Genomic DNA, 18,900 nt, shown 5'->3' on the forward strand with positions numbered 1-18,900 from the left:
TTGAACCGCAGTTAGAACTGCCAAGGATGGCAGGGGTGGTAGCAGAAACCGGTTTTTGGAAAAAACCGGCGGTCAAGGAATTGACACGGATGTCAATTCCTTGACGTTACTCTGGTTGAACAGCCTCATTATTCTGCGGGAATATCAATATAAGCGTCTGGTACGATTTCCCTGTGTTTTACTTCTTCTTCAAATATTTCACGCTGTCGAGGGCGACGGCGGCGATGATGATAAAGCCTTTAAACACGAACTGTAAGTTGGTGTCAATGCCGAGGAAGGTTAAGCAGTACGTCAAACCGGTAAAGATAATAACGCCGAGCACCGCGCCTTCCAGCTTGCCGATACCGCCGTTAAACGAAATACCGCCGACTACGCAGGCTGCGATTGCGTCCAGCTCATACCCCTGTCCGGTACCCGCACTCGCATTCGCCTTAAACGCTTCGAAGAAGGCGCCGAAGCCGTAGAAAATCCCTGCCATAATAAACACGCTCATCGTTACCTTGAATACGCTTATACCGCTCACGCTTGCGGCTTCGGCATTGCCGCCTACCGCGTACATATTCTTGCCGAGTACGGTCTTATTCCAGATAAACCACGCAATCGCGATGGCGATAACCGCAGGGATAATCAGCTTGGGGAAGGTTACCAATTCGCCGCCCACAACACCAAGCTCCCACCGGCCGCCGAAAAAGTCCTTAATACCGGCATCGATGGAACCGACCGGCGTACCGCTCGTCCCGAAGAACAAAAGACCGTAGATAATCAGCTGGGTCGCGAGCGTCGAAATAAAGGGGTGAATTTTCAGCCACGCCGAAAAGAAGCCCGCAAAAGCGCTGAATATCACACAGAGGATGATGGAAATTCCGAGCGAAAGCACTACCCGTATCGGCATCGCCAGCGCGGTAAAATCCCACGGCCCCATACCGAAGAATGTTACGATGTTCGTTCCCGGATGGAGAATTAAACCGGTAACGACGGCACCCATCGCGACCATACGCCCGACGCTCAAGTCCGTACCGGCAAGCAAGATAAGTCCCGCAACGCCCAGCGCGTAGAACATACGCACCGAAGATTGCTCCAAAATCGTTAGAATATTGGAAATTGTCAAGAGATTTCCGCTTCCCGACAGCGGAGCCACGATAATACACACCACAAAGAAAATTGCAATCGCAATGTACAATCCGTTTGCCAAAAAGAACTGCGCGGGGGTAAACTTATAGGCGTAATCCTTTAAGCCGAGTTTAAAATCCTCGGCAAAATTGGTTTTACTGTTGCGCAAATGGATATTTTTCTGTACCCGATCGACATACACCTGATGTTTTGCCGTTTTACATTTTCCGAGCGCTGCCTCATACTGATTTTTCGCATCAAAAAGCGCGGACTTAAACGCATTGTGTGCAGCGGTCAGTTCCTGCTGCGCTTCCCGCCGTTCTTCCTCGGAGGTTTTGCCCGCAAAAGCGGCGGTAATCTCCTTCTTCTTTTTCTCCGCCGCCTCCGTAATGCTTTGCACCTTCTCCGCGTATTCCTGCTTATACCGCGCCGCCTTTGCATTTTCATTCTTTTTTACTTCCTGCTCAAAGGCATCGGAAAGCGCATTCACCCGCTGTATCGCTTTATGCGTCAGCTCTTTTTCTTCATCTTTATGCCGCGCCGCAACGGTCTTAGCATCTTCAATCTCTTTACGATAGGCTGCAATCCGGGTGCTTTTTTCTTCGGCGCTTATCAATTTATTTTTTCGTACGGCGGCAATTTCCTGCGTCAATGCGGAAACCTTGTTCACTCCGTTTTTGCGCAATGCGTCGAGCCGATCCGTATACTCGGCAAGAACGGCATCTTCCTCCAAGAGCTTTGCCGTATCCGCCTGCGCAATTTGCTCCTGCGTGAACGTGTACTGTGTGCTATTTTCGGGTGTATCTTTCATCCTATCCTCCGGTAAATTTCCGTGTTCAATTATATTTAATGATGTTCAGCTGTCCAATTATAAGTACCGAGCGGAAAGCCGCAGCAGCGCTTCCTGATCGGTGGTAGCGGTATCGACAATACCGGCAAGGCGGTAGTTCGACATAACGGCAATGCGGTTCGTAATGCCTAAAATTTCCGGCATCTCACTCGAAACAACGATAATTGTCTTTCCCGCTTTCGCCATATTGATAATAAGCTGATAAATTTCGTACTTAGCTCCGACGTCGATACCGCGGGTCGGTTCATCAAGCAACAGAATATCGGGCTGGCGTTCAAGCCATTTACCGATAATCACCTTCTGCTGATTCCCCCCGCTCAATGCGCTAATCAGCTCATCCGCAGAAACACACTTTGTGTGCATCGTCTTTATTTCACGGTCGGCGGCCTCCTGCATTTTGCGGTTTGACAGCACACCGAATGTTTTATAGGTTTCAATATTCGCAATAACGGTATTAAATTTAATGGTAGCTTTACCGAACATCCCGTTGAACTTCCGCTCCTCGGTTACCAGCGCAAAGTTATAGTCCATCGCCTCCTTCGCATTGGAAAAATGGAGCTTCTTACCGTCCAAGAGCATCTCGCCCGATGCAATAGTGCGAAGGCCGAAGATACTTTCCAAAAGCTCGCTCCGCCCCGCGCCGACCAGCCCGTACAGCCCGAAAATTTCTCCCTTTTTTACCGTAAAAGAAATATCCTTTAGCTGAGGTTCATAGCGGGTCGTAATATTCCGCACCTCAAAATAATCCTCCCCGACCTCATTATCCACATCGGGGAAGCGCTTTTCCAACGAACGCCCGACCATCGCCGAAATCAATTCATTCATATTCGTGTCATTGATATTCTTTGCCAGCGTCAGCCGCCCGTCACGCAGTACCGCAACCTCGCTGCATATCTGAAAAATCTCATCCATTTTATGAGAGATATATACGAAAGACACACCCTTCTTGCTTAACGACCGTACAATAGAAAACAGTTTAATAACTTCCGGTTCCGTCAAAGAAGAAGTCGGCTCATCCAGCACGATAACCTTCGCGTTATACGAAACAGCCTTCGCAATCTCTACCATCTGCCGCTGCGAAACGGACATTGTACGCATAATCGTGCGTGCATTCACATTCATTTTAAGAGACGCAAACAGCGCATCCGCATCCTTTTGCATCTTCACTTCATTCACCGCACCGAACCGGACAGGATACCTTCCTAAAAAGAGATTATCCATCACAGTACGGTCAAGGCATTGGTTCAGCTCTTGATGCACCATCGCTACGCCGTTTTCCAGCGCATCCTTGGGAGACTTAAAATCGATCAAGTTATTCTCAAGGAAAAAGCGTCCTTCGTCCTTCGCATAAATCCCGAACAGACACTTCATCATCGTCGATTTTCCGGCGCCGTTTTCTCCCATCAGTCCGACAACCGCCCCTCTTTTCACCGTCAAACTGATATTTTCCAACACCTTGTTTTTAGCAAAAGACTTTGAAAGATTTTTAATTTCAAGTACCGTGTCTTCCATAGCTATTCCTTACATGGTTTTTTTCGGTTTCGGAGCGCAAAACTCCCTGTGCAGTACATTCAACAACTTTTTTTTCTTCTTTATACTTACTAATCTTATTATTTGATAATCTCTGTCAGTACTGATATTCTGTCAGAGAAGTGAGGTTTTGGCTACAGCCAAGCTTACCTGCCCTCCACGGTTTATTTTATTCACTGCAAGGGCATAAAAACAGCGGAGATACTTTATAATGCTTCTACCTCTGCTTTGGAAAGACCAGTCGCTTGGGCAATATTTTCAATGGATAAGCCGAATTGCAGAAGATTCTTTGCTGTCTCGACTTTTGCTTGTCGGGAACCGCGTATTTCGCCTTCAGCAAGTCCGAGGGATTTACCTTCAGCAAGTCCGAGGGATTTACCTTCAGCAAGTCCATGCGCAACACCCGCTTTCCATCCGTCATTCCGAGCATCTCGTTCAATGGTATTTACTAACATATACTCCCTCCTCAACTCTTCATTTGCTTTTACTTCTTTTATTCGGTGCTCTAACTTTTGGATAAACTCGTCATCGCTGTTCACCTTACCGTTCATGTACTCTAAAAATACTTTCAACTCCTCATTCTTCTCATACGCCGCCGCTTGACTGTTTATAATGATCTTCGTTATTCCATCATCCAATTTTATCAGGTTATCTTCACTACACATCGTTTTAAAGGTATACACCGGTAGCGCTTTTTTGAGATAGTCAAAGGTGCAGAAAAAGAGAATAAACGTATCAGGAAGACTTTCATACGGTTTACTTTTTCCTAATAAGCTCACATCAATCGCCGCTTTCGTCAAAAGTGTACATCCTTGTACACTTTTGACGGCGAGTTTCGATAAATCGAAACATCGCTTCTGCTTAATACGTGCGGCATCCGTGCCGCTACTGAAAATGTATCACAGTACCGCCAAGGATGGCGGTGGTTCCATGCAGTAGCGACGTTTTGCCGAACGGCAAAACTCGTGTTTTCCGATAGACACGGATGTCTATCGGAAAACGACATTTCTATGTCATAAATACGTCCGCTGCAATCTTTAGCCCATACGTCAAACCGGACTCCTTTAGCTCGTCCTGCATCGTCAATTGTCTTTTGCAGCTCTATATCGGTGATTGTTTCTACCTTTCCCTGTAACACTCTATTTAACAGCGTCTTACAGATATCCGTGTCTTCCATTACGCGATAGAACATATAGTCATCCGCTATAGTGAGCTCGTCAAAATCTTTTTCCATTATTTTATTCCCTGTTTTTATTATAGCAAAAAAAGAGGTATGAACAACCTGTTATGCCCCATTATAAAACAAGTAAGCTGGTCAAAAAACGCTCCTACGCCTTGACTTATCGAGTAATCGTTCCTCCGACTATTTTTACGTCAAGTACCTTGCGCGAGTTTTTTGCAAAACAAAAAAACTCGTGTTCGCCACGGATGCCATCGTTCAGAAACGAACGTCCGTGTACACCTGAAAAGGCCGAGTTTTGGCAAAGCCAAAACTCGCGTCAAAGAATTGACACGGCGGTCAATTCTTTGACAATGATTAATACTTCAGCTTGCCGGTGTAGTCTGCGCCGGAGTTGGTCTTTACCATATTGACGGCAAATGCGTCAAAGTTGTTCAGGTTGGTAAAGCGATCCAAGCAGCTGGACTCGTTTTGTCCGTCGCCCTGTACGATGGTCAGGTCGATGTTCAAAAGCGGAGCATAGTATTTGAGCGCCGGAACATACGAAGAAGAAAGGAAGTTATCGGCAGAGTTGTAGATTGTCAATAACACCTTTTTCTTGTCCGCCTGTGTCTGCTTGATGCCCATGTCACGGCTGCCGCCGGAGTAATTCTGCCAGTTTTCGGCATTTACGCCTGAGTTTTCCGCCATAACGGCTTTTACGTCTGCCCAATACTGTACGGGTGCGGTGATCTTATTGCCGTATTTGTCGGCAACGGAGATACCTTTAGTGTATACGTCTTCTCCGGTTAAACCGTCGAGCAAGTTGCGTAATACCTGCAGCGTTGCGGTCGCCTGTGCGTCTACGTTCTGAGAAACGGTTCCCGAGAGTTTGCCGTTTCCGATTGCTTCGATCGCGTCTGCGTTTGCATCATAACCGAAAATCGGAACACCTGCCGGGTAGTTTGAAGCCTGTAAACAGCCCATTGCCATACCGTCGTTGTTGGAAACAACCATGTCGATCTGGTCTGCAAATTTGGTTGCCCAGCCGCCCATTGCTTCAGTTGCGGCGTTTGCGTTCCATGTAGAGCCATCGGTTCCGGTCATTGCCTTTCCTTCAAGCTCAACAACTTTTAAGGTCTTTCCTGCGATGGTGATGGAACCTTCCTGCACAACGCCCGGATCGGTGGAACCCGCCCATGTACCGAGTGCCCGTCTGATACCTTCCGTTCTCGCCTTGGAATCGTTATGGCCAACGTCGCCGATGCACAGTACATAGCCTAACACGCCGTCGCCGTTGCGGTCGATCGAAGCGTCAGCCTTTGCAAGAAACTCCACAATCAATGCCCCCTGAACGGCTCCGCCGCCTGCAGCGTCAAAACCGACATAGTAGGTCTTGTCGTTCCAGTTCATCGTCGTCATATCGATTTCACCGGTTGTCGGATCAGACGGCTGCCGGTTAAAGAATACGAGCGGTTTATCCTTGTTGGCAGTAGCAGCGGTTTTTCCGCCGCAGCCTGCAAGAACCAAGAGGCTGCACGCCAGCACAGCCAATACAACTTTGTGAGATACTTTTGAAACATAGTTCATAGATATCTGCCTCCTCAAAATAAGTCGGTATTTAACTTTAACTGTGCTCTTTAAGCAGCAGAAGTTAAATCTCCGTACAATTGCGTATTATACTATATAAGTATAAAATTTTCAAAACCTTTTTTACTTTTTGCAAATAGACAGGTATCTACTTCGTTGCTGCGCACAAATTAATCCTCAACGTATCATAGATACGCCTGCGGTTAATTTGTGCTCGCGCCTCGTATCTATCCTGTCTATTTGCAAAAAAGCTAACGGTGAAAGGCTTTTCAGAACGGACAGGGATGTCCGTGAAATTGAGCAGTAGCGAGTTTGCTTGCAAACTCGTAGCCCACGAATGTACACGGATGTACACTTCCGGACAGGCTATTTTCAAAAAAGCTAACGGTGAAAGGCTTTTCAGAACGGACAGGGATGTCCGTGAAATTGAGCAGTAGCGAGTTTGCTTGCAAACTCGTAGCCCACAAATGTACACGGATGTACATTCGTGGGCGGGGATGTCCGTGGTTCCATACAGAAGCGAGTTTGCCTACAAACTCGTAGCCCAAGAATGTACAAGGACGGACATTTCTGAACGATGGCATCCCTGTAGCCCCCTGCTCATGATATTGTCTTTTCTTGTAACTTCTGTCATAGTGCGTATTAAGGAGAAACGCTATGCGTAAGTTTATTACTTTTATAACGGTGATCAGTTTCAGCCTTATCTTTGCCTGTTGTCAGCCGTATGCTGCTGATATTGAGGAGTTTTTAAGTTATTGGTCATCGGAAGCCGCCGTTACCGGTTTTAAGATCAATACGAAATACTATAGAAACGATGTAGGCGTTGCGTGTCTCCCTTCGGATCGTGATGCAACGGTCATACTGACGGTGCGAAATCCCAAAAAATTTAAATTTGTCACGCCGACTACTGTCTTGGATGCGGCAGCCGTTATCCGTTTTCCCGGTCTGTCGTCTCCGCCGTCGCCGGGTACGGATTATACACTCATGCAAAGTGCTCCCGATACCTTGGAGTTGAGGTATAAAAGCAGCTTTTTAAAAAAGTATGAATGGGGTACCGCCGATATCGGGACGGTCATTACGCTGAAAAGCGATGACGGAAGACCGTTTACGCAAACTTTCAGCACAAATATAATGGTCAACACCCTGCCGCCTGAGATTACGAAGATAACAATAGCGAAAAGTACGGATCCGACCCCATGTTATGTCGTGTGCTGTGAAATTAACGGTACCAACATACTTGATCCCGTAAACAGCGGCGACAAGCTGCATGGGGATATCGTTGCGCTTCGCGTTACAGAAGACGGCGGAACGGAAAAGACCATTCCGATAAGCGTAAATGGTACGGGTTTTGACATAACGCATTCAGACGGAAAACTGTTATCGCGCGCAAACGTCGATCCTTTGTTTTCAGACTCTTCTTACGCGGTGCCCTCCGGTCAGTGGGTCGTGTACCTTAGAACGGATATAAAGCCGTATGATCTTACAGCCGCGTTACCCCATACCTACCGCATACGGCTCGCCGATAGAAAAAACTTAATGTCGGATGCAAAAGAGACGCATACGCTCGGATATAGTGTGGACACGAGCGGTTCCTCCGAAGCATGGAAAAAGGTACGGAAGGCAGTGACGGATGTTGCTGCCGGCGGCGTGATAACCTTAAGCGGCACTATTAATGCGACAACCGCCTCTGGCAACCACGGCCATATCGAAATATCAAAAAATCTAACCATTCAGGGGGCGCCCGGCAGTAATCAGCCCACCATCCTTGACGCGCGGCATCTTGGGCCGGCATCGAGTCCGAACATTGCAGCTTCGCACCGTATCTTTACGGTAAAGGGCGCTGTTGACGTTACGCTGAAAGACCTTACGTTAAAACGCGGCAAGGATGCTGTAGCTGCCAATAAAGTGGGATCAGGAGGCGGCGGTATTTGGGCGTCGGCAAACGCAAATCTGACGCTTATCAATGTGACGGTTAAAGACTGTATCAGTAAAGCGCACGGCGGAGGAATACGATACGACCATGGCACAGGGAACAAGCACCTTACGATGATAAACTGTAGAATCGAAAATAATACCGTTCAAGATGATGGTGACATTGCAGATTCGTCAGGTGGCGGTATCAGTCTGCCGTGGTGCCCCTATACGGCGGTAATCGACGGCTGTACTATCTCCGATAACGTCATCGATATGAGTGCCAAAACCGGTTCGGAGCTGCGCTTAGAAGCCAAAGGTTGCGGTTTAGCTTGCAGCGCTAAACCCGGTTCTATTACCATTATTAAAGGGCATACGGTAATAGAAAACAATCAATGTGCACCGCATGCGTCGAAATTCTGTGACTGTAGAGGTATGGGGATTTTTTGTGGGGGCGGTCCCTTGACTATCGGAGAAACCGGCAAAAGCAACGACGAAAGCCCCGAAATACTGAATCATGGGAACTCAATACCCGCAAGAGTAGATGTTGCCGGAACCGCGTTGTATATAAATGGCGGCACTGTTAGCTGGCAGAGAGGCAAGATACACAATAACGGCTCCAATCCCAACAATGCTATAAAGAATATCGAGGGGACTCTTTCCAATCTATCGGAAACTAGCCCAAGCTGAACGGGCAGGGATGTCCGTGGGTATAAGCAGTAGCGAGATTTTGCTTTGCAAGAACTCGCCGTTAGCAAATGTACACGGCGGCGTTCATCAAGGTATACTACCAATTGTCGAATATCGTTTACCCCTATAAAGAATCGACACCGATAAAAACACTATGATGCATTTGCTCCCTTATATAACGAAACATCTCGCCGTAAGGCTTTTTCTTGTGGTATACTGCCCCCATGCTGATTGGAGAAATTCAAGCGCCCGTGTCAAATCTGTATGGGGCGGGGAAAACAACTGTTGAACAACTGAACCGGCTGGGAGTCTCGACGGTCGGTGATCTACTGCGGCTCTGGCCGCGCGCATGGGAAGATCGTAGTAGGTATAATACGCTCAGCGAATGGAATAAATTTCATAAATTGAATGTTCCGGTAACGATTATGGATCAGCAATGGTTCGGCTACGGGCGTATGAAAACGCTCAAGTTGATTGTCTGCGATTCGGAAGGAACTCGCGGTGAGTTGGCGTGCTTTAACCGGCCTTTTTTAGAGAAATCGTTTCCGGAAGGTACAAAGGCGCTGGTCTACGGAAGTTTTTCCGTTAAATACGGATCTATCCAATCGAGTTCGTTCGATATAGAACAATACGATACGGCGGAGCGCCGTGTTTTGCCGGTATATCCGCTGACGCAGGGATTAACACAGACAAAACTGCGTAAGCTCATTGAGCAGGCGCTTAATTCGTATGTGCGGGGAATCGATTCCGAGCTTCCCGCCGATGTATTGAATAAATATGGCTACCCCGATAAAAGAACCGTGCTGTTTGCAATGCATCGCCCCGCTTCCATGCAGGAGGCGGAAAACGCCCGCACTGCGCTTATCTTCGAAGAGTTCTTCATCTATGAAGCGGCTGTCGGTATGCGTGCACTTGAGCGGCGCGGTGTGTTGCCGCGTACGCCGGGGGCAAAAGGGCAGGGGAGTGTATTTTCTGCACAGACAGCGAACGGAGACGGTCAAGCAACAGGAGATGGGCAAGCAACAGCGGTGCAGGCTGGCGCTTCGGAAGGTGCGGTTCAATCGGCGGAGCCGTTACAGTACGCTTACAGCCCGCTGCAAAAGGAGCTGCTCTCGCGCCTGCCGTTTACGCTTACCGCAGACCAGCAAGCCGTTACCGCAGAGATTAACGCCGACCTCGACGGAACGGCGCCCGCCGCCCGCCTTATTCAGGGCGATGTCGGTTCGGGAAAAACCCTTGTTGCATTTTTAGCCTGTTTAAAAGTGATAGAAGGCGGCGGACAGGCGGCGCTGATGGCGCCGACTGAGCTGCTGGCACGGCAGCACGCCGATAACGCGGCAAAGCTTTTGGAACCGCTCGGCGTACGGCTCGCCTTTTTAACCGGTAACCTCAAAGCGGCGGGACGCTCTCAGCTGTTACAGCAGCTTGCCTCCGGTAATATCGACCTCATCATCGGTACGCACGCCCTTTTTTCCGCACAGACGCTGTATAAAAACCTGCGTATGGTCGTTATTGACGAGCAACACCGCTTCGGTGTACTCCAGCGCTCTGCAATTATCCAAAAGGGCATCGACAGCGGAAAAAAGGCTCCGCATTTTTTGATGATGAGTGCGACCCCCATTCCGCGGACGCTTGCGCTGTCGATGTTCGGCGACCTCGATATTTCCGTCATCAAAACGATGCCTCCCGGGCGTAAGCCGGTGATTACATACGTTGCTCCCGAGAGCAAGGCCGAAAAAGTGTATTATTTTATCGGGCAGGATATCCTTGCCGGAAAGCAAGCCTATTTTGTGTACCCGATTATTGAAGATTCGGATACGCTCAGCCTAAAATCGGCGGAAGATATGTTCGCAGAGCTGACTCGGGATTTTCCCCATCACCGGCTTGCGCTCCTGCATTCCAAGGTGCCGGAGGACGAAGCGCGGGCTATTATGCAGGACTTTCGTTCAGGCGCTATTCACATCCTTGTGGCTACCAGCGTTATTGAAGTCGGTGTCGATGTGCCGAACGCGACCTGTATGGTCATCGAACACGCCGACCGCTTCGGCCTTTCGGCGTTGCATCAGCTGCGGGGCAGAATCGGGCGGGGCAGCGAGCAATCCTATTGCTTTTTACTCTATGGGAAAAATATCACCGAAACCGGTATGGCGCGGCTCAAGGTGATGGCAAGCACGACTGACGGGTTTGTTATTGCGGAAGAAGATTTAAAGCTGCGGGGGCCGGGAGACATCGGCGGCATTGAGCAGTCCGGCTATTGCGGTTTTGAACTTGCCGATCCCATCCGCGACTTTGCGCTATTGGAAAAAGCTCGCATTGCCGCCTTCGAAATGCTTGCCGCGCAGCGCGGATTAACGCAACGGGAAAGCACAAAGACTGCCGAATAAAAAAAGAGCGGCCTTATGGGGACATATAAGACCGCTCAAAAACTTATTTTGGGAGAAATAAATTCCTACTCTTCATCAGGTTATTTTGTCGCTTCTTTTAAAAGCTTACGGCATGTATCGAGTACGCGCTTTGCAACAAGCTCTTCAGAGCTGTCTGCCGGAATACAGGTCGGCTTTTTACCGTCCGTCTTTTCGATTCCGCTCGGCTTCATACCGTACCATACATGCATGTGCGCGGGACTGCCGTGCGGCGTTGTCATAGACAAAAAGGCGAATTTTCCCGCTTTTTGCCGGTCGGAAGCAACAAATGCATTTGCCGTAGCGCGCAGTTTATTAGCGCCGTCGCGACTGTAAGCAACTCTCGAAACTTCGGTCATACCCTTCCATACAACCATTTCGTTCTTATCGTTTCCGGTAACGAATTCAAGGTGCGTAAAGTCGGAAGCGGTACCGTAGTTTTTCTTTGCCATCATAATGATTTCTTCTTTGGTAAAGTCGCTGCCGTCTTTTTTGCCGGAAAATTCTTTAATGAGCTTTGCATACGCTTCCTGAACGGCAGGACGAGGATCGTCGTAGATCAGCGCAGTGTTGACCCATTTACCCGTATACGGCATAAGAGGCGCTTTCGGTAACATCTCCGCAACTTCCTTAATCGTATCGGTCATTTCTTTTAACAGGTTTTCATGCGAGACTGCCATATCGGCGTAGGTTGGCCACCAGAGCGGATCGCTTTCTACCAGTGACTTAATGTCTCTGCTGCCGAACCGTGCATGCCAGTGCAATAAGCTGTCTTCGGAATCTCGATGCGGAGGTACGATAATAAAATATTGCGCTTCCGCTAAGCCTTGCACCGGTTTGATCGCTTCAAATGCATACCATGAATGGCCTTCAAACCCTTGCATGGGTTTCATTCCGGTATAACGGTATTCGCACGGGATTTGTTTTTCGTTGCCGTCTTTGTCCATTACGGTAAACAGTACGGTGTTGGAACCGTCAAACTTTGCTTTTACGATAGGTGTTGCAAACATATCGGAAACCGCCGCCTTTAATCCGTCTTCGGTATAGTACGGCATCTTTTCCGCCTGCATTCTATATGCGTCGTTCAACTGAGTTGCGCCGGAAATCGCGCTAAAGGATTGCCATTCGCCCTTCCACGCAGAAAGTTCATTTCCCGCTTCGAGCTTTGCAGCTGCAGATGTCGATTTACATCCGGTAAAAAATACGGCAAGCAGCAATACCGCCGCTCCGTATACGATATGTTTTTTAGATAACATCTAAACCTCCTGATGTTTGCCTATACTAACAAGAATTATGAAAAATGTCAATCATTTCTAACAATATCTCACGAATAAAATGGACTATTCTATCGTTTCCGAATTTTCACGGTTTTTCGTACGCACAATAAAGCCGCTGCGCAGCGGGATGTTCGTTTCGATAATGCAGGGATGTCCATGGCATACCCAATCGCGGGCGGTGCCGGTTTCGGGGTCGAGCAGGGTGTAATTGCGGTCTTCGATTGCGCAGATGTCGGGGCCGATGTACTCAAGCGGCATATCTGCGGTAATCTTATTCATCGATATGAATTCGTAGCGATTGTTGCCGAGCTCTTTCCCGATGGTACCGGCCATGATATACGGTGACTTGGATTCCCCACGGGTTGTTTTATTTGCATCATCCTTTGAAAAATAAAAGCCGGTACCGAACGCACGATGCGCCGTATTGTACAACTCTTTCACAAAGGGCTCCGCTTCGGCAGGAGAGATTTTGCCGAATAAGGCGTCAATCCGCTTCCGGTAGGCGCGGGTAACGAGCGCAGTATAATAGAGACTTTTCATTCTTCCTTCTATTTTAAGCGCATCGGCTCCCGCCTTTTTCAGGTCGGTAAGGTAGTCTATCATGCAAAGGTCTTTAGATGAAAAAAGCGCCGTATAGCCGTCGCCCTCTTCTACGGGAAAGTATTCCCCAGGGCGTTCTTTCTCTTCAACGGCGAGCGAATAGTCCCAGCGGCAGGAATGAGTACAGGCGCCGGCATTTGCGCTGCGGCCGGTAAGGTATGCGCTGATAAGGCACCGCCCCGAATACGCAATGCACATCGCGCCGTGCACAAAGCATTCAAGCTCCATCTCCGGTACGTGCGCTTTTATTTCGGCAATATCGGCGAGCGAGGCCTCCCTGCCGAGTACCACACGTTTAAACCCCAGATCGCGGTAGATGCGCACCGCTTCATAGTTGATACAGTTTGCCTGTGTACTGAGGTGGAGCGGCGTATCGGGGAAATGTTTGCGCAGTACGGAAACCATTCCGACATCTTGAACAATAAAGGCGTCGATGGGATAAAGCTTAAAATAATCGGCTTCCGCCAAAAAGGCCTTAATGTCTTCATTATGGAAAGAAATATTCAGTGCGCAGAGCAGTTTCTTTGATTTTCCCTGTTTTGCATAATGCTCTTTCAGTGCGCTGATAGTTTTGTATTCGTCGGTAAAAAAATTATCTGCTTTTACCCGTAACGAAAAGTTTTTGAGACCGATATAGGCGGCATCCGCTCCGTATTCCCATGCGTAGTGCAGTTTTTCCAGATTTCCGGCAGGGGCTACCAATTCCATCATTATTCTTCCTCAATAAAAAGAGACTGCACCCATTGCCCCAGTTTTTCTACCGCTAAGTGAGCTTCTTTTGCCTGTGCGTCCATTGCCTGAAAGAAATGCCACATCTCAGGCCATATATCTAACTGCACCTGTCCACCGGCCGCTTCAATCTTCTGTACGAGCGCTTTCGCATCCGCTAAAAAGAGCTCTTTACCGCCGCACTGAATAAAAACCGGCGGAAAATCGGCGAAGGAACCGTACAGCGGGGATACCAGCGGGTTCTGCAAATTATCAGGTGTCGTATAGCGTCCGGCTGCCGCTTGAAACGATTCCTTTAGCAAGAATTTATCGGATTTTTGTAACGTATGTATTTCTTCGTTTGAGCATGAAACATCCAGCCACGGCGAAATGAGTACGAGTGCGGCAGGCTGCGGCAGCTTTTTCTGTTTTAAATAGTGAACAAGTGCGGCTGCCAAATTTGCTCCCGCCTCGTCCCCTGCAATAACGACCGATTCCGGAGAAAAAGCATATTTTTTCAGCATGCCTCTATATGTAATAAAGATATCTTCCAAGCCGGCAGGAAAAGGATATTCCGGCGCACGGCGGTACTCCGGCAAAAACAATGTGCACGCGCATTCATGAGCAAACGAAGCGCAAAAGTTCCTCGAAGCCTTACACGAACCGTTAACAAAAGCACCTCCGTGCGCATAAAGAATGACACGGTTTGCCGCCGCTACCTCCGGCTTTAATATCTCTACCGGCACCGAACCGATTGTCTCGCGTGTTATATCCGTATTGTTTGGTAGATACGGCGTATAAAAAAAGGAGTCGTATTCTTCTCGAATGGTACTCAATGGTATTTTAGGAGAATAGAGAGCCTTTTTGAATGACTTTTGAATCTGACGTAATGAATTTGTCCCATCCATCGGGGTAGTATATAGAATCTTCCCTTATAATGCTAGTCTATATGGCAATTCCTTGGCGTTATTCTGGTTGAACAGCCTCATTATTCTGTGGGATATTCAAAAAAGTGTCTGATGCGTTTGTCTTGGTAGAAAAATGCAAAAATATACGGTTTTTCCGGATTTATTGTATAAATATACTTGATATATCAGAAAGATTGTGTATAATTAAATAATATCACTCACTATAACTTAAAAGGAGAAGTAGAGTATGAAGCGTAAAATGGTATGCTTATTAACTGCTTTGGTAAGCGTCGCGCTGATTTTAGCAAGCTGCGGCGGGCAGAGCGGTGAAAAAACTTCAGCAGCCGGTTCGTCCGGTGCCGAATTTATTATCGGTAACGGTGCCGAACCGCAGAGTTTGGATCCCGCAAAGATTCAAGGGACGACCGAACACCGCATTAATCTGGCATTGTTTGAAGGTTTGGTAACGTACGATCCCAAAACCGCAAACGCGATACCGGGCGTCGCCGAATCGTGGGATATCAGCGAAGACGGTATGACCTATACCTTCCACCTGCGCAAAGCGGAATGGAGCGATGGTACACCGATTACTGCACAGACTTTTGTTGATTCATGGCTACGGACTCTTGCTCCCGAAACAGGGTCTCAGTATGCTAATATGATTACCTTAATCGTAAAGGGAGCGGGAGACTTCAATACCGGTAAGGCTGATGCATCGGCTGTCGGTATCAGAGCTGTGGACGATATGACATTTGAAGTACAGCTGACCGGTCCTGCACCCTATGCGATCGATGTTATTGCGCACTATGCCTTTAATGCCGTACCGCTTCATGTAATTGAAAAATTCGGCACCGATTGGATTAAACCCGGTAACTTTGTCGGAAACGGCCCCCCTTCGTGCTTGAATCGTGGGTACCGCAGGAAAAGGTTACCGTTGTACCGAACGAAAAGTATTGGAATAAAGAGAACGTCCATCTTTCTCGCATAACATTCTTACCGATCGAAGACAGCAATACGGCGTTTGAAAAAATACAAGGCCGGAGAAATAGATTGGTCTTACGGCGTGCCTGTTCCCCGCATGGATGAGGTAAAGCAGCATCCTGATTATCAAGTTGCGCCTCAACTCGGTACTTATTATTACATCCTTAACGTAAAAAAAGGCCCGCTGCAGGATGCTCGCGTGCGTAAAGCTCTGTCGATGGCATTTGACCGTGAAGAGATCGTGAATAAAGTTACCAAAGGAGGGCAGATTGCAACCCTTTCGATGGTGCCTCCGATGGCAGGTTATACGCCCGCTGCAAGTGCGGGATTCGACCCCGAACAAGCTAAACGGTTGCTTGCAGAAGCAGGTTATCCTGACGGAAAAGGCTTTCCTGTTCTAACGGTTATTTATAACACGCTTGAAAGTCACAAACTTATTGCCGAATATATCCAAGAATCATGGAAGCGGAACCTCGGTATCGACATTAAGATTCAGAACTACGAATGGAAAACGTTCCTCGATATACGCCATCAGCATGATTTTGATATTTCTCGCGCAGGATGGATCGGCGACTATCAGGATCCGAACAACTTCTTGGAGATATTCCAAACCGGTCACGGCATTAACGATGGAGAATACAGCAATCCCAAATTTGATGAATTGGTGCGCAAAGCCGCTACTATGAAAGGTGGGGCGGAACGTTTCCAAGTTCTGCATGATGCGGAAGCAGTGCTTTTGACTGAAGATCAGGGGATGTTGCCGATCTATTCGTATGTCAGCCAGAGTCTTATCGATACGACAAAGTGGGATGGCTGGTACAATAATCCGCAGGATGCTCATCCGTATTTCGGTATTAAGAAAGTAAAATAATGAGACCGCTCTTGGAATCTGAAGTTTCAAGATGTCTCAAGCGCGCCGGTTGATTTTAACGGATCATGCCGGCGCTGCAGGAGCTTGGGGGTGGCGAAAAAGCAACCGGTTTTTGAGACATCCCCGCGCTTCTTTAAATTAAAAAATGTGAGTATGGAGTATTGATATCATTCGCAAGGATACCGGTTTAGCATAATGCATGATGCAATCGGTGTACTCATTTTTTTATCCTATCAATGCTTCCGTAAACATATACAAATTTTGGGGGAAGCATGATTCGATTTATCATACGCCGGTTAATCAGTTTGATTCCGACGCTTTTTTTAATTGTAACATTCAGCTTTTTTATCATGAAAGTTGCGCCCGGCGGCCCTTTTTCCGCTGAACGAAATCCTCCGCCTGAGGTGCTCGCAAACATCAATAAAGTCTATCATTTGGATGAACCGCTGCCCAAGCAGTATGTGCGGTATTTGGGGAATATGCTGCGAGGAGACCTCGGCCCGTCGTTCAGATATAAAGATTACACTGTCAATGACTTAATCGGCAATACGATGCCGAATTCTCTTATTCTCGGTATTACCGCTCTTTGCAGCGCTCTTGTGTTCGGTTTGCTGGTTGGGCTTGTTTCTGCGGTAAAGCGGAATTCCATTGCCGACTATGCGTCGATGTCCATAGCGGTTATCGGTATTTCGGTACCGCTTTTTGTTGTCGGCCCGTTGTTAATGCTCCTTTTTGCGGTAAAATTAAAATGGCTGCCGACCTCCGGCTGGATTACCGGCCGTCAGGGGCTTAAAACGCTTATTATGCCGGCTCTTGCGCTGTCATTACCGTATTTTGCATACATTGCCCGCCTTTCTCGCGCCAGTGTGTTGGGAGGTGCTGCGTTCGGATTATATCCGTACGGCGTATGCAAAGGGTCTTTCGTATCCCGTCGTTCTTTTTAAACACGCCTTAAAGGGGGCAATGCTGCCGGTTATCAGCTATCTCGGCCCCGCGTTCGCCGGTATTATCACCGGTTCCGTTGTTATCGAAAAAAATATTCTTGGTTCCCGGACTCGGTACCTTCTTTGTACAGTCTGCGCTTAACCGCGACTATACGCTGATTATGGGAACGGTGGTTATGTATTCCATCATTTTGATTTTGATGAATTTTGTTGTTGATATTCTCTATGCGGTTATCGATCCCCGCATTTCATATAAGTGAGGTTAAGATGGACGTTAAACAAACGGACGGAACAAACCAAACGCAGGAAGCTACACCGGTTAAAACGAAGGACGGCCTCCCGGTTAATGAATTCAACCAATCGATGAAGCCGATTTCCCTCTGGGATGACGCATGGCGGCGCCTGAAAAAAAATAAAATGGCGCTTACCGGATTGTTTATTGTCGGTTTTTATGCAGCGCTTTCGCTTTTAGCGCCGCTTCTGCCGATTTATTCTTATTCCGAACAGACGATTATCCACCAAAACTTGCCGCCTTCTCTTAGTAAGGCCGGGGATATGATGGTGCGCGTTCTTCGTGCGGATATGATGCGTACGGCAAAAAAAGAAGGACGCGCTGACCTTTCCGAAAAACAAAAGGAAGAACTCGCGGCTTTACAGCAGGAAGTAGCGAATAATCCGGTGCACAACCGCCGCTATCTTTTAGGTACGGATGCGCTCGGGCGGGATATGTTTGCCCGTGTCGTATATGGCGGCCGCATTTCCATTATGATCGGATTGATCGGTACGATTACCTCGCTTTTTATCGGTGTACTGGTCGGCGCGGTGAGCGGTTATTTCGGCGGCTGGCTCGATAACGTATTGATGCGCTTTGTCGATATTATGTACGGTTTGCCGTATATGCTTGTCGTTATCATTATGATGGCGATCTTGGGGCAAAATATCGTCATCCTGTTTGTCGCAATTGCGCTCGTTTCGTGGCTGACCATCGCACGTGTTGTACGCGGACAGGTTATCAGCTTAAAGAATGCCGAATTCGTCGAAGCTGCCCGTTCGATGGGTGCTTCTACGCCGCGTATTATCTTCCGGCACATACTGCCGAATACGCTCGGTATCATCATCATTTACTCAACGCTTTCCATTCCGGGCTTTATTATGAATGAGAGTTTTCTGTCGTTTTTAGGGCTCGGTGTTTCGGCACCCCGTGCTTCATGGGGCTCGCTTGTGTCCGATGGTGTAAACGTAATGACGCTCTATCCGTGGCAGCTGTTGGTTCCGGCAATCGCAATGACGGTTTTCTTATTTGCAATGAACTTTCTCGGCGACGGCCTCCGCGATGCCTTCGATCCTCAGAGTAAAAATAGGGTGTAAC

Annotated in this window: 14 protein-coding genes and 1 pseudogene; 7 read left to right on the forward strand and 8 right to left on the reverse strand. The window is 48.0% G+C overall.

Features of this window, described 5'->3' with window-relative positions; genetic code table 11:
• Positions 1 to 178: 178 nt before the first annotated feature.
• The 5 genes from GWP43_RS03470 to GWP43_RS03490 all read right to left on the reverse strand — a co-directional run bounded on the left by GWP43_RS03470 (position 179) and on the right by GWP43_RS03490 (position 6,239).
• Complete coding sequence (locus GWP43_RS03470) at positions 179 to 1,921, reverse strand: ABC transporter permease subunit (RefSeq protein WP_162662737.1); 1,743 nt, start codon at positions 1,919 to 1,921, stop codon at positions 179 to 181.
• A 57-nt stretch (positions 1,922 to 1,978) separates the two neighbouring features.
• On the reverse strand, positions 1,979 to 3,472 hold the full coding sequence (locus tag GWP43_RS03475; protein ID WP_162662739.1) for a sugar ABC transporter ATP-binding protein: 1,494 nt from the start codon (positions 3,470 to 3,472) through the stop codon (positions 1,979 to 1,981).
• A 224-nt stretch (positions 3,473 to 3,696) separates the two neighbouring features.
• Positions 3,697 to 4,290, reverse strand: a complete 594-nt coding sequence (locus GWP43_RS03480) for an Rpn family recombination-promoting nuclease/putative transposase (RefSeq protein ID WP_230978004.1) — start codon at positions 4,288 to 4,290, stop codon at positions 3,697 to 3,699.
• Positions 4,287 to 4,724, reverse strand: coding sequence for a PD-(D/E)XK nuclease family transposase (locus GWP43_RS14465; RefSeq protein WP_230978005.1), 438 nt, complete (start codon positions 4,722 to 4,724; stop codon positions 4,287 to 4,289). The genes GWP43_RS03480 and GWP43_RS14465 overlap by 4 nt, the downstream gene beginning before the upstream one ends.
• Positions 4,725 to 5,027: 303 nt before the next feature.
• Complete coding sequence (locus GWP43_RS03490; RefSeq protein WP_162662741.1) at positions 5,028 to 6,239, reverse strand: substrate-binding domain-containing protein; 1,212 nt, start codon at positions 6,237 to 6,239, stop codon at positions 5,028 to 5,030.
• Positions 6,240 to 6,896: 657 nt separating this feature from the next.
• On the opposite strand from GWP43_RS03490, the gene GWP43_RS03495 reads away from it, so the two are divergent.
• Both GWP43_RS03495 and recG read left to right on the forward strand, forming a co-directional pair.
• Positions 6,897 to 8,840, forward strand: coding sequence for a right-handed parallel beta-helix repeat-containing protein (locus GWP43_RS03495; RefSeq protein ID WP_162662743.1), 1,944 nt, complete (start codon positions 6,897 to 6,899; stop codon positions 8,838 to 8,840).
• A 224-nt stretch (positions 8,841 to 9,064) separates the two neighbouring features.
• The gene (recG, locus tag GWP43_RS03500; protein WP_162662745.1) at positions 9,065 to 11,224 is read left to right on the forward strand and encodes an ATP-dependent DNA helicase RecG; all 2,160 of its coding nucleotides are present in this window, start codon (positions 9,065 to 9,067) and stop codon (positions 11,222 to 11,224) included.
• Between the two features lie 80 nt (positions 11,225 to 11,304).
• On the opposite strand, the gene GWP43_RS03505 is transcribed toward recG, so the two are convergent.
• From GWP43_RS03505 to GWP43_RS03515, 3 genes are all read right to left on the reverse strand, one after another.
• On the reverse strand, positions 11,305 to 12,498 hold the full coding sequence (locus GWP43_RS03505) for a ZinT/AdcA family metal-binding protein (RefSeq protein ID WP_162662746.1): 1,194 nt from the start codon (positions 12,496 to 12,498) through the stop codon (positions 11,305 to 11,307).
• A gap of 84 nt (positions 12,499 to 12,582) precedes the next feature.
• A complete protein-coding gene (locus GWP43_RS03510; protein WP_162664730.1) occupies positions 12,583 to 13,827 on the reverse strand; it encodes a peptidase U32 family protein in 1,245 nt (414 codons plus the stop codon).
• 2 nt (positions 13,828 to 13,829) lie between these two features.
• On the reverse strand, positions 13,830 to 14,735 hold the full coding sequence (locus GWP43_RS03515; RefSeq protein WP_162662748.1) for an alpha/beta hydrolase: 906 nt from the start codon (positions 14,733 to 14,735) through the stop codon (positions 13,830 to 13,832).
• Positions 14,736 to 14,982: 247 nt separating this feature from the next.
• On the opposite strand from GWP43_RS03515, the gene GWP43_RS15365 reads away from it, so the two are divergent.
• The 5 genes and pseudogenes from GWP43_RS15365 (at position 14,983) to GWP43_RS03530 (ending at position 18,899) form a co-directional block, all read left to right on the forward strand.
• Positions 14,983 to 15,723: a peptide ABC transporter substrate-binding protein gene (locus GWP43_RS15365; protein ID WP_330997094.1), complete on the forward strand. Its 741-nt coding sequence runs from the start codon at positions 14,983 to 14,985 to the stop codon at positions 15,721 to 15,723.
• Positions 15,633 to 15,821 (forward strand): ABC transporter substrate-binding protein, encoded by a 189-nt coding sequence (locus tag GWP43_RS15370; protein ID WP_330997095.1) that lies wholly within the window; start codon positions 15,633 to 15,635, stop codon positions 15,819 to 15,821. The genes GWP43_RS15365 and GWP43_RS15370 overlap by 91 nt, the downstream gene beginning before the upstream one ends.
• A complete protein-coding gene (locus GWP43_RS15375; protein ID WP_330997096.1) occupies positions 15,757 to 16,587 on the forward strand; it encodes a peptide ABC transporter substrate-binding protein in 831 nt (276 codons plus the stop codon). The genes GWP43_RS15370 and GWP43_RS15375 overlap by 65 nt, the downstream gene beginning before the upstream one ends.
• 272 nt (positions 16,588 to 16,859) lie before the next feature.
• A pseudogene (gene oppB, locus GWP43_RS03525) lies at positions 16,860 to 17,791 on the forward strand (oligopeptide ABC transporter permease OppB).
• Positions 17,792 to 17,798: 7 nt separating this feature from the next.
• Positions 17,799 to 18,899, forward strand: a complete 1,101-nt coding sequence (locus GWP43_RS03530; RefSeq protein WP_162662750.1) for an ABC transporter permease — start codon at positions 17,799 to 17,801, stop codon at positions 18,897 to 18,899.
• The last annotated feature ends 1 nt before the right edge of the window (position 18,900 follow it).

Source organism: Treponema vincentii (genome assembly GCF_010365865.1).
Classification (GTDB): domain Bacteria; phylum Spirochaetota; class Spirochaetia; order Treponematales; family Treponemataceae; genus Treponema.

What these genes read in the sequence shown, in the direction of transcription:
- GWP43_RS03470 (WP_162662737.1), bottom strand. Translation starts at nt 1,921, where the DNA reads ATGAAAGATACACCCGAAAATAGCACACAGTACACGTTCACGCAGGAG.
- GWP43_RS03475 (WP_162662739.1), bottom strand. Translation starts at nt 3,472, where the DNA reads ATGGAAGACACGGTACTTGAAATTAAAAATCTTTCAAAGTCTTTTGCT.
- GWP43_RS14465 (WP_230978005.1), bottom strand. Translation starts at nt 4,724, where the DNA reads ATGGAAAAAGATTTTGACGAGCTCACTATAGCGGATGACTATATGTTC.
- GWP43_RS03490 (WP_162662741.1), bottom strand. Translation starts at nt 6,239, where the DNA reads ATGAACTATGTTTCAAAAGTATCTCACAAAGTTGTATTGGCTGTGCTG.
- GWP43_RS03495 (WP_162662743.1), top strand. Translation starts at nt 6,897, where the DNA reads ATGCGTAAGTTTATTACTTTTATAACGGTGATCAGTTTCAGCCTTATC.
- recG (WP_162662745.1), top strand. Translation starts at nt 9,065, where the DNA reads ATGCTGATTGGAGAAATTCAAGCGCCCGTGTCAAATCTGTATGGGGCG.
- GWP43_RS03505 (WP_162662746.1), bottom strand. Translation starts at nt 12,498, where the DNA reads ATGTTATCTAAAAAACATATCGTATACGGAGCGGCGGTATTGCTGCTT.
- GWP43_RS03510 (WP_162664730.1), bottom strand. Translation starts at nt 13,827, where the DNA reads ATGGAATTGGTAGCCCCTGCCGGAAATCTGGAAAAACTGCACTACGCA.
- GWP43_RS03515 (WP_162662748.1), bottom strand. Translation starts at nt 14,735, where the DNA reads ATGGATGGGACAAATTCATTACGTCAGATTCAAAAGTCATTCAAAAAG.
- GWP43_RS15365 (WP_330997094.1), top strand. Translation starts at nt 14,983, where the DNA reads ATGAAGCGTAAAATGGTATGCTTATTAACTGCTTTGGTAAGCGTCGCG.
- GWP43_RS03530 (WP_162662750.1), top strand. Translation starts at nt 17,799, where the DNA reads ATGGACGTTAAACAAACGGACGGAACAAACCAAACGCAGGAAGCTACA.